The following is a 10575-nucleotide window of genomic DNA, read 5'->3' on the forward strand; positions in this document are numbered from 1 at the left end:
CGCCAAGGCGATCGCCTATGCTGCGGACAACGCGGAAGCGGCCAAAGCAAGGGCCGAGCAGGAGCGGCAGTGGCAGCTCCGTCGGTTGCTGGAATTGGGGACATAAGCAATGACGGGGGCGTTGAGTTGAAGTATTTTACCAAAGCAATGTATGAGCAAATGCAAATCCGGGGGTACCTGGTTTATCCGGAATCTGAGCAAGAGCTGGAGGCAGACAAAGCCTGGTATGTCGAGCAAGGCAGGGACTATGATAAAGAAGCCAAGGAGATGTATAAATGGTTCATTCAACCTCTGATGTTAAAGCATTTCCCTTCCAGCATTCATCCTCAGGTTCTTGATGGGAGCTTCATGAAGACAAGATGGCCCAGTCCTGAATTGGCTGCCTGGATCAGGGAGTGGAAAGGCAACTGGGATGCAGAATGGAAACGGCGTTGCGACGAATACAGGGATAGATATGAACAGATCATGCAGAACCTTCCTGCAGACGCTCGGCAACTTTGGGAGAATGTCCGATTTCATGATGCCCGAATCCAGGTATTCACTCCGCGCGATGATGGTTCCGTTGAGATTGTACTTGATGAGGTTGGTAAAGAACAATTCACGCGTCTTATTTTTCAGAACGTGAAATCACTTCGTGTGGAAAAGCCTGAGCTTCTGCAGGGCAGCATGTGCTTGTATGAGGAAATCGATTGGACCGAACCCCATTGGTTTGAGTTCCGGCTGCTGCTCGAAGCTCCGAGGGAAATGCACGAGCTTTCGCTGGTTGCCGGCGGCGTGAACATAGAGTAGTTTATCATTTACGAAGGAGCTAAACCGATGAATCCTACATCATTGATCGTCCGTGAAGCGGAATCCGGTGACCTGGAGACCTTGGTACGGCTGTTTGACGAGTATCGCCAATTTTATGAACAAGCCTCGGATCTCGAAGGAGCCCGTAGTTTTCTGGCGGAAAGGGTAAGCCGGCGCGAATCCGTCGTCTTTCTGGCCATCGATTCGGTCAGCGGGAACGCGATTGGGTTTACGCAGCTGTACCCGTCTTTTTCCTCGATCTCGATGAAACGGGTGTGGATATTAAATGATTTGTACGTGCGGGAGGAATATCGGAACCAAGGTGCGGCGAAGCTGCTCTTGGAAGCAGCAAAATCCCACGCTCAGCGGACGGACGCAAAAGGCCTAGAGCTGTCAACAGCGATCACGAACGTCCGGGCTCAGCGATTGTATGAAACAAGCGGGTATGATCGGGATACGGAGTTTTATCATTATTTTTTGAGCTTGAAGTAAAGGGAGTCATCGCATGACCAAAGTGCTTGTAGTGGATGACGAGGCGAGTATTTCCGGAGCCGTGTCGTATGCGCTTCGGCGGGAAGGGTATACGATGGAGACGGCAGCGTACGGGCAAGAGGCTTTGGACCAAGTTGAGGTGTTCAAACCGGACGTGATGGTGCTGGACGTGATGATGCAAGCTAAGCGGATACGAGGTTTGCCGCAAGCTGGAGGGGCGGCCATTGCGGCCAGCGATCCTTACGATCCATCTGCTCAACTGGACGGTTCATGCCGGAGATACCCTGATCGATTTGACGCCAAAGGAATTTGATTTGCTGGCGCTCTTGGCCGGTCATCCGGGACGGGTGTATTCTCGGGAAGCGCTGTTGGAGCAGGTGTGGGACATGGATTTCGCGGGCGGCACGCGAACGGTGGACATGCACGTGCAACGGCTGCGCAAGAAGCTGGGCCAGTGGAACGATTGCATACAAACCGTATACGGCATCGGCTATAAAAGCGTGGAGCCTTCGCCATGAAACAGCGGGGCCTAGGGTTTGGTTTGAAATGGAGAGCTGCGCTGCTGCTGGCTTTCCTGCTTGCTGCTGTGATCGCTGTGCTTAGCCTGTTGGTATTGGCCGGGATCCGGGAGGACCAGCGCAAGCGCTTGGAGCAAATGCTGGCCGCAGAGGCGGAAACCGCGAATCTCCGGGTCCGTCAAGAAGCGCTGACGAGCGTATCACCGGCTCCGGACGCGTTTATGGAACTCAGCGGACAAGGCCTTGCCGTCAATTTAGGTGCCGAAAGCGGACTCCCGGTCACATGATATAAGTTGGACGGGACGCTTGCTGGCACCTCGTTGCCGTTTCAGCCGAAGGTGGACGTCCAGGACGCGCTGGCTTATACGGCCAAAGGACAGTCGGCGTATATCACGCAAGGGGATCAGCTATTGTATCTAGCACCTCTATATACGATGGATCAGCAGCCGGTAGGGACGGTCCAATTTCATGTGTCCCTTGAGGAGCAGCACGCTTTTTACGAAAGGATTCGGCGGCTGTTCTGGCTTGTAGGCGCGGCCGTACTGGTTGGGGGATTTCTGCTCGGCTACCTCTATGTCTGGCGGCAGGCCAATGTGATTACGCGGCTAAACCGCGCCGTCATGCGCATCGGGGAAGGGGAGTACCTCCGTGAGCCAACAGTTCGCCGGAAGGACGAGCTTGGCGAATTGGCGTTGGGGATTTTTGAAATGAGCGGAAAAATTGCCACGACCCACGCCCAGTTAACCGATGAGAAAAGCAAGCTGATCGAGGCCGTGACCCGATTGCAGGAGCTGGAGCAGCAGCAGAAGCTGTTTATCGGGAACATCAGCCATGAGCTGAAGACGCCGCTGACCTCGATCCTCGCCTATACGGATCTGTTGGACATGTATCGGGACGACCCGGCGCTGCTCGATGAGGCGTGCCGCCAGATCGGCATGGAGGCGGAACGATTGTACGCGCTGGTTGAGAAATCGCTGAAGCTCTCCTCCATGGACGTCTATGAATTCGAGACGCATGCGGCCTCGGTGGACCTGAAGCCTTTGCTGGAGAAGGCGGCGGCACGCCTGCAGGCGAGGGCAGAGCAGCAAGGCATCCAGATCGTCACCGACCTGCAGGACGGCAAGGTATGGGCCGATGCAGATAATGTGATGCATATGGTGATGGATCTGTTGGATAACGCGGTGAAATATAACCGGCCGGATGCAAATCACGGTCAGGGATACCGGTATCGGCATTCCGCCGGAGGCACAGGCCTGCATCTTTGATCCTTTCTACACCGTCAGCAGCGACCGGTCCAGAGCCCACGGCGGGACGGGCCTTGGGCTGTCGCTGGTGCGCAGCCTTGCGCAGAAGCAGCACGGCTCGGTGAACCTGGCGGCTTCCGGTCCCGAAGGATCCACGTTTGTGATCGAGCTGCCGCTTGAACGTCCGCAGCCTGAGAACGGTGGCTAAGCTGGCTCATTTCAGCCCAGACTTGAATAAGTCGGGGCTTTTTTTGCATCCAAATGCAAAAGTGCAGTTGATTTCTAGGATAACCGCTGGTTTTGAGCCGGTGAAATGCAAAAGTGCATTTGAAATGGGGCGATTTCGCTCCCAAAGGGCGTTTTGGGCCGAAATGAACTGCACTTTTACATCTAGAGGGGCATTTTTCCGTCTACAGCGGGAAATGAACTGCACTTTTGCAGTTGCGGGTGACGTTACAATGACAACCGACGATGCAATCGCAGGAGAGATACATTTACAACCGACATTGCAACCGCAGCCAACGGTACACTCGCAGTAGCCTACATTACAATCGCAACAGACGTTACAATCGCAGTCGATGTTACAAGAACGTTACAAGTCGGATATTTTTATGTGAAAGGTCTTCCCTATACTGAAGTCAACAGGGGGAACCGAATCAGCCGCCCCGAAACAACGGGGGTGAGCGGTATGGACGGCGACTCCTGTGGCAAAACGCAGGAGGTACCTGGAATGAAGCCCCCTATTGGCACCTATGCACTTCAACTTATGGCAGTAGCGCTTGTGTTGGTTATCGTGACGGCTTGCCAATCGAATGAGAAACGACTCACGGTCGTTGACCCCGGAACGCACCAAACCGGGCAACAACAGCCCGTTCAAACCGGTGTGGAGCAAGCGGATACCAAGCGACAGCTGACGGTTGTAGATGCGCCTCGGTCGGCAGGCCGGGAAATTCGCGTCGCCAGGACGCATGCCATTGAGGATCGAGCATCCAGTCCTGGATTTCGGAGGACGAGGTGAAGGTGGAAAAGACCCGACTGGTCAAACCCGGGACAGCGACGGAGGAAGCGCAATTCGCGTATGAGGTCTCGATCGTGAACCTGGTGACTGGCCAGACACGCCAGCCTGCGGGAGAGGAGAAACAGCAGATGGACGGCTACATGCTTGTGAAGGAGACCCCGTCTCCCGATGGCCAGTACCGTTTCATTCAGAAATGGAAGAATAAGTACACGGCCGACAACTTTGTAGAGAATCGCCAAACCGGGGAGATCATTCAAATTCAGGGGGATAACTACCTGGAGCTGGGCGGGTGGCTAAACGATGAAACGTACATTTTAGCTGCCGGATCGATGGAAGGCCGGGGATGAATGGCGTGTATATTTTTGACACCGGCTCCGGGCAAGTGTCCCCGCTCGCTCCTTATTACGCATCGGTCGATCCGCCTCCTCATGCGATCTATCCGTTCAGCTGGAGCCCATCGGGCAAACGGCTGGGCATTACGGTGGACGATCCGAAATCGCTGCTGGTCACTCAAGTGATCGATTTTAAGTAGAAAATTCAAATTCAAATTTATTAAGGGAGAGGAACTAACGATATGAACAACAACATGAAAAAATCAATTCTGGCTTTCGCCGTAGTAGGTATGACCTTATCCGGAGCTGCCGGAGTTTATGCCGGTACGAAATTGCAGAAAATCAACGCCTATCTGAACAACCAAATCAGCATCCAGGTCGATGGCAAAACCTATGCTCCAGTTGACGGGCAAGGCCGTCATTTAGCGCCGATTACCTATAACGGTATGACGTATTTGCCCGTTCGGGCGTTGGCAGACGTGCTGAAGGTCCCGGTAAATTATGATGCGAACAAACAACTGGTGCAGATCGGCAGCGAAACTTCGGAAACCCCAGGATCTGAGACCGGTTTAACTCCAGTGAAGTATACGAATGCCCAATTGGAAAAAATCAAAAAGGCGTTCGCCAAATTCGAATCCTTTGAAACGCCTTACGCGCCCCAGCAAATGGCCCAAGGAGATGCCTTCAAGATGGTGGGCGATTCGGATGACGGCGTGAATCTGATCTTTAATCATATGACGATTACAATTTCCCCGCGGGATTACGCCTATGGATATGAAGGGGAAACGGTCACCTTGTCCAACGGCACGAAAGCCAAATGGTACACACCATCCGACACGCCGATGCTGTCCTTCCAACTGGACGACCGGTTCGTTACATTGAGATCACCGGACGGGAAGTTAAGTTCGTCGCAACTGGAGGAGGTCGCCGTTACCGTTGCGAAGTTGAAATAAAGAGAGAGTAGTCAGAGAGAAGCGAAACAACGATAAACGATATGAAAAAGGTTAACCCATAAGGAATCACGGGAGGTCTGTCGGAGCAGGAATCTGTGTTGCTTCGGCAGGCTTTTTTATATTAGGCAAAAGTTAGGAAATCGGCATTTACTTCCAGTCTTGTTCTAGACTAAGATAGGATTATTGGGCAAATTGAAGGTGATCTGAGGAGGGGAAGCGTAGATGAGTAAAAGAATCGAACAGCTGGAGCTCTTGCTGGAGAAGCTTTCAACAACGGTTAACAGTATCGATGAGGCAGCATTTCAGAAGAAACCGTTGCCGGAGAAGTGGTCGAAGCTGGAAATCCTCGGACACTTGTGTGATTCCGCAGCCAATAACCATGTGCGGTTTATGAGGATCCTGACCACGGATGAGCCGGTCACATTCGAAGGATACGTACAGGATGAATGGGTGAGACGTCACGGGTATCAGCATCATTATGGGCGTGAGGAGCTTCTCTTGGTGTGGAACCAACTCAACGGGTTAATCCTGAATGCGCTGCGCAGTTCTGCCGAGACGGATTGGGAGAAACGGTGTTTTTTTACGGATGGCATCTCGATGACTCTTGAGGAATTGCTTGAAGATTATATTCGGCATGCGCGTCATCATCTGGGGCAAATCAGCGATCCTAAGCGTTAAGAAATCCTATGATTTTCCCGGTTCCTTGTTTATATTAGAGACACAACGATGGCAAAAAGAGAGGGAATCTTACGATGTCTGAGAATTTATCGACCAAGGAACCAGCATATGGCCGACGTCGCTTCACGCTGCAGGCGGACTGTGAGCAATGCTTTGGCTTGTGTTGTGCGGCCCTGCCTTTTGCGGCTTCGGTGGACTTCGCTGCGGACAAAGCGGCTGGACAGCCCTGCGGCCATTTGCGGGATGACTTCCGCTGCGGGATTCACGGCAGTCTGCAGGAGCAGGGGTACCGGGGGTGTACCTTTTATGACTGCTTTGGCGCAGGGCAACGAGTGTCTCAGGTGACTTTCGCCGGGTTAAGTTGGCGTCAGGTGCCCGGATCGGCAAAGCCGATGTTTGATGTGTTCCCGGTCATGTGGCAGCTGCATGAATTGCTCTGGTACTTGGATGAAGCGTTAAGTCTACCTCAGGTCAGCCATTTACATGAACGTTTGCGGATTCGTTATGACGAGACGGAACGGTTGACCTCCGCCAAGCTGGACGACTTGCTCAGCTATGATGTGGCAGCGCATCGCGCGAAGGTCAACGAGCTGCTGCTGGAGGTGAGCAAGCGCGTCCGCGCTGAAGCGCTGCGGAAGGCCGGAACTGCTTCCGGACGCCGCAGAAGCTTTGGGCGTGGTGCCGACTTGATCAGCGCCAAGCTGCGGGGCGCCGATTTGCGCGGCATATATTTAAGAGGTGCTTACCTTATCGCCGCGGATCTGCGGGGAGCGGACCTTCGCGGCGCCGACATGATTGGCGCAGACCTGCGGGATGCCGATGTAAGGGGAGCTGATCTATCAGAGAGCCTGTTCCTGACGCAAGCTCAGATCAATGCCGCCAAAGGAGACGCGGCTACCAAGCTGCCTCCCCTCCTCAAACGGCCCTTCTATTGGGAAGGAGCTTCGGGGAGGAAAGAAGCGAGATGAACGATTACCAGGAAAGGGTCGACCAGGTCTGCAAATATATCGATGCGCATTTGCATCACAAGCTCAATTTGGATCAATTGGCAGAATTGTCCCACTTCTCCAAGTATCATTTCTCGCGGATTTTTGCCTCGGTGACGGGGGAGACGCCGTTTGCGTACATCACCAAGCAGCGCTTAGCCCGGGCCGCGGCTTACTTGCGGGAGACCAACCAATCCGTGCTGGAAATTGCGCTGGGATGCGGGTTTGAGTCTGCTTCGAGCTTTAATGCGGCGTTCAAGAAGCACTTTGGTCGTACACCAACCGAGATGCGAGAGCAAGCCCGGCAAGATCGCAATATTTCGCAAGCGGACCGCAATCGGCAGGAAGCCGGTGCCGCGCCAAACCCTTATCATCAAACTGTAAAAAACAATTTATTGAGGAGGGTTTGGCAAATGCAAGCCACGATTGTAGAGCTTCCTTTGATGGAAGCCGCGTATGTGAGACATGTCGGAAGTTATCTGGAAACCTATCAGGCATGGGCAAAGTTAGGCATGTGGGCGGCGCAGCATCAGCTGTTTCCGCCGGAGCAATCTTTTATCGGGATATCTCTGGATGATCCGGCGGTAACCGAAGAGGAGGAATGCCGATACGATGCCTGCGTCACCGTACCGGATACGCTAAGCCGTGCGGATGCGCCGCCGGAGATCGGCTTCCAAACGCTGCCTGGAGGGCTTTATGCCAAGTTTAATTTTTATGATACACCGGATAAGCTTGCGCTGCTGTACCAGAGCATATTCGGAAATTGGCTGCCGGACAGCGAATACGATCCGGATGATCGATACTGCCTGGAGTTTAGCATGAACGATCCGGCGCAGGATCCGCAAGGCAAGGCGAAGGTCGATTTATACATTCCGATCAAAGCAAGGGCATAAGACAAAGAGATATTTTAAGGTGATAGAGAACACAACAGGAGGAGCCCCATGTCTTATACGCATATTTTATTCGACGCGGATGATACGTTATTTGATTACCCGAAGGCGGAAAACCACGCCTTGAGCCGGACGCTCACGGAGGCGGGAATCCCTTGCACCGACGAAGTGATGAAGGCGTACCAGACCATTAACCAGCAACTGTGGCGCGATTTGGAGCAAGGACTGGTGAAGCAGGCCGCTTTGCGGACAGAACGGTTCACCAGACTGGTGAAGGAGCTCGGCGTAACTCCCCGCTCTCAAGTCGAAGAGATCAGCGAGCGTTATTTGGAACTGCTCGGAGAGGGAACCTTCCTGCTGGAAGGCGCTTATGAGCTCTGCCGCGATTTAAAGGAAGCCGGGTTTCATCTGGCGATCATCACCAACGGCATCAAAAAGGTGCAGGCAAACCGAATTGCCGGATCGGCATTGGCGAAGATGTTCGAGGCCGTCATCGTTTCCGAAGACACGGGGTATTCGAAGCCGCATCCGGGGATTTTTGACTATGCGTTTGAAGCATTGGGGCTTCGGCAGACGGACAAAAGCCGGGTGTTAATCGTTGGGGATTCGTTGACTTCTGACATGAAGGGCGGTCTTAATTACGGGATCGATACTTGCTGGTATAACCCGTATCACCGCCCGAATACGCTTAATTTGCGGCCAACTTACGAGATTCGCCGCTTGGCCGAAGTCAAGACGTTGGTCGGAGTTGGGGGAAGTCCTTCGGTGGACCACTGAGAACAACCATCTGATCGTTTATCATTAGGGTGAGGAGTTGATAGGTATGGCCAGTGCAGGGATCATTGGGGTGCTTCCCGCCCTCCTATTCTTGTTCTATCTCGTTATCGCCGGCTTAGGTTTATATGCCTTGATTCTGTTTATTAAACTGGCCCGTCGGGGGATCGAAGCCCTGGATATTTATCTGCGGGACAACAGAGGAAGGTAATTCGAAATCGCGAAACCAAGGAGGGGCTAGTGCGTGGACGTTCGAATCGCACCCATTTTACCGTCTCAAAGCTCGCTGTTTTTTAATTTATTTCAGCTGTACTTGCATGATTTATCGGCGTTTACCGGCGAGGAACCGGGGGAAGACGGGCGATTTGATCTGGCGAACACTTACCTTTACTTGGAGCGGGAAGAACTGCATCCTTATTTCATCTATTGTTCGGGGAAAGTAGCCGGCTTCATTCTGGTTTGCGCCCCACCGTTTGTGCCCGAGGAGATCGACTTTACGGTGCAGGAGATGTTCGTGCTTCATAAATATCGCGGAGGAAAAACGGCGGAGACGGCCGCCTTCGAAATTTTGCGGCGCTTGAAGGGCCAAATCCGGGTGGAGCAGTTGCAGAATAACGCCATTGCCGTAGCTTTCTGGAAGAAGATTTACCGGAAACAAGGCATCTCTTTCGTCGAGACGATCGAACGCGTGGAAATCGAGGGGTTGCCCGGCCTCCACGAGGTTCTAGCTCAAACTTTCTCGTTGTAAACGAACGCGAATACTCGAATCGGTCTGAAATTATGTATAATGAGAAGACCAACGTATGACCCGGCCCCAGTAAGCAATGATCGGCGGCCGGGCATTTTTGTATTAAGGGGGATCATCATGCATCTTTTTTCTGCGGACCGCGTGAAGTTTCATCAGAAGCAATCGCCCGTTCCAGAGTTCGCTTGGCATACGAGCGAGCGCTTGGCGGAGCTGGCTGGTTCCAAGCATTTGACGTTTGATATCCGTTCGCTGGATCCGGGGAAGTACTCCTTTCCTTATCATTTTCATCGCAATGCGGAGGAACTCTTCGTCATTCTGGAAGGCAGTGCGATGCTTCGGACGCCGGAAGGGCATCAGGAAGTACATGCCGGGGATATCGTGTTCTTCGAAATGGGGCCCTCGGGGGCGCACCAGCTGTTTAACCATACGGAGAAGCCGTGCAAGTAACTGGATATCCGAACGAACATGGGGCTGGACGTTTGTGAATATCCTGATTCAGGGAAGATCAATATTTTACCCTACCAGGAAGTTTACGAGAGCGCCGGCCAAGTCGATTATTTCAAAGGCGAGGATCAGGTGGCAGCCAAGTGGGGAGCGAAGGAGAACGGGAAAGAGAATGAGTAACCAATGGAGAGATCTAGATGATTGAGATTAGAGAAATTCGAGTGGATGACACTGAGCGTTTTTTGAAACTATGCCTGCAACTGGACCAAGAAACGAAATTTATGCTCTATGAACCGGGAGAACGTACCACGACGGCTGAGGAACAGCGGGAGCGGATTCAATCGATCCTGTCCGAGGTTGGCTCCACGATTCTGGTAGCGGAGGATCAAGGCCAGTTGGTGGGTTATTTGGCCGTGTTTGGCGGGCAGGCAAAGCGAACGAAGCATGTGGGTTACATCGTGGTTGGCATCACTCAAGCCTACTCGGGCAAAGGGATAGGAACACGCTTATTCCAGGCAGCTGAGGCATGGCGTGCGCAGACGGAGCTCACCAAGTTCGAGTTAACGGTGATGATCCCTAATGAACGGGCCGTTGCCCTGTACAAGAAAATGGGATTTGAAGTCGAGGGCGTCAAACGAAATTCGATTCGAGTGGATGGAAACTACGTTGATGAGTATTATATGGGCAAAATATTTGAGGCCTAATCCTT

The 10575-nt window shown here is 52.9% G+C and carries 15 protein-coding genes and 2 pseudogenes; all 17 read left to right on the forward strand.

Annotation, left to right across the window (positions count from 1 at the left end; genetic code table 11):
* Positions 1 to 126 precede the first annotated feature (126 nt).
* The 17 genes and pseudogenes from POTG_RS00855 to POTG_RS00925 all read left to right on the forward strand — a co-directional run bounded on the left by POTG_RS00855 (position 127) and on the right by POTG_RS00925 (position 10570).
* A complete protein-coding gene (locus POTG_RS00855) occupies positions 127 to 789 on the forward strand; it encodes a DUF4085 family protein (RefSeq protein WP_157273269.1) in 663 nt (220 codons plus the stop codon).
* A 42-nt stretch (positions 790 to 831) separates the two neighbouring features.
* Positions 832 to 1281 (forward strand): GNAT family N-acetyltransferase, encoded by a 450-nt coding sequence (locus POTG_RS00860; RefSeq protein ID WP_036643904.1) that lies wholly within the window; start codon positions 832 to 834, stop codon positions 1279 to 1281.
* Between the two features lie 13 nt (positions 1282 to 1294).
* Positions 1295 to 1799: pseudogene (locus tag POTG_RS00865) on the forward strand (response regulator transcription factor).
* Positions 1796 to 3251, forward strand: a pseudogene (locus POTG_RS00870) (ATP-binding protein). Before POTG_RS00865 ends, POTG_RS00870 begins: the two co-directional pseudogenes overlap by 4 nt.
* Before the next feature lie 522 nt (positions 3252 to 3773).
* A complete protein-coding gene (locus tag POTG_RS24535; protein ID WP_036643712.1) occupies positions 3774 to 4061 on the forward strand; it encodes a hypothetical protein in 288 nt (95 codons plus the stop codon).
* Positions 4058 to 4408, forward strand: coding sequence for a hypothetical protein (locus POTG_RS24540; RefSeq protein ID WP_036643714.1), 351 nt, complete (start codon positions 4058 to 4060; stop codon positions 4406 to 4408). The genes POTG_RS24535 and POTG_RS24540 overlap by 4 nt, the downstream gene beginning before the upstream one ends.
* Positions 4405 to 4593, forward strand: coding sequence for a hypothetical protein (locus POTG_RS24545; protein ID WP_036643716.1), 189 nt, complete (start codon positions 4405 to 4407; stop codon positions 4591 to 4593). The genes POTG_RS24540 and POTG_RS24545 overlap by 4 nt, the downstream gene beginning before the upstream one ends.
* Positions 4594 to 4635: 42 nt before the next feature.
* A complete protein-coding gene (locus POTG_RS00890) occupies positions 4636 to 5346 on the forward strand; it encodes a stalk domain-containing protein (RefSeq protein WP_009222901.1) in 711 nt (236 codons plus the stop codon).
* Between the two features lie 222 nt (positions 5347 to 5568).
* Complete coding sequence (locus POTG_RS00895) at positions 5569 to 6024, forward strand: DinB family protein (protein WP_009222902.1); 456 nt, start codon at positions 5569 to 5571, stop codon at positions 6022 to 6024.
* Between the two features lie 74 nt (positions 6025 to 6098).
* Positions 6099 to 6992 carry a pentapeptide repeat-containing protein gene (locus tag POTG_RS00900; RefSeq protein WP_036643718.1) on the forward strand — a complete coding sequence of 298 codons (894 nt, stop codon included), beginning with the start codon at positions 6099 to 6101 and terminating at the stop codon, positions 6990 to 6992.
* Positions 6989 to 7903 (forward strand): AraC family transcriptional regulator, encoded by a 915-nt coding sequence (locus tag POTG_RS22935; RefSeq protein WP_009222904.1) that lies wholly within the window; start codon positions 6989 to 6991, stop codon positions 7901 to 7903. Before POTG_RS00900 ends, POTG_RS22935 begins: the two co-directional genes overlap by 4 nt.
* A 48-nt stretch (positions 7904 to 7951) precedes the next feature.
* Positions 7952 to 8677 carry a YjjG family noncanonical pyrimidine nucleotidase gene (locus POTG_RS00910; RefSeq protein WP_009222905.1) on the forward strand — a complete coding sequence of 242 codons (726 nt, stop codon included), beginning with the start codon at positions 7952 to 7954 and terminating at the stop codon, positions 8675 to 8677.
* Between the two features lie 46 nt (positions 8678 to 8723).
* Positions 8724 to 8885, forward strand: coding sequence for a hypothetical protein (locus POTG_RS24160; RefSeq protein ID WP_009222906.1), 162 nt, complete (start codon positions 8724 to 8726; stop codon positions 8883 to 8885).
* Positions 8886 to 8918: 33 nt separating this feature from the next.
* On the forward strand, positions 8919 to 9422 hold the full coding sequence (locus POTG_RS00915; protein ID WP_009222907.1) for a GNAT family N-acetyltransferase: 504 nt from the start codon (positions 8919 to 8921) through the stop codon (positions 9420 to 9422).
* 117 nt (positions 9423 to 9539) lie between these two features.
* The gene (locus POTG_RS22625) at positions 9540 to 9869 is read left to right on the forward strand and encodes a cupin domain-containing protein (RefSeq protein WP_009222908.1); all 330 of its coding nucleotides are present in this window, start codon (positions 9540 to 9542) and stop codon (positions 9867 to 9869) included.
* Between the two features lie 18 nt (positions 9870 to 9887).
* On the forward strand, positions 9888 to 10046 hold the full coding sequence (locus tag POTG_RS23510; RefSeq protein WP_157273271.1) for a hypothetical protein: 159 nt from the start codon (positions 9888 to 9890) through the stop codon (positions 10044 to 10046).
* Between the two features lie 17 nt (positions 10047 to 10063).
* Positions 10064 to 10570: a GNAT family N-acetyltransferase gene (locus POTG_RS00925; protein WP_009222909.1), complete on the forward strand. Its 507-nt coding sequence runs from the start codon at positions 10064 to 10066 to the stop codon at positions 10568 to 10570.
* The last annotated feature ends 5 nt before the right edge of the window (positions 10571 to 10575 follow it).

The organism is Paenibacillus sp. oral taxon 786 str. D14, assembly GCF_000159955.1.
In the GTDB taxonomy this organism is placed as follows: Bacteria; Bacillota; Bacilli; order Paenibacillales; family Paenibacillaceae; genus Fontibacillus; species Fontibacillus phoenicis.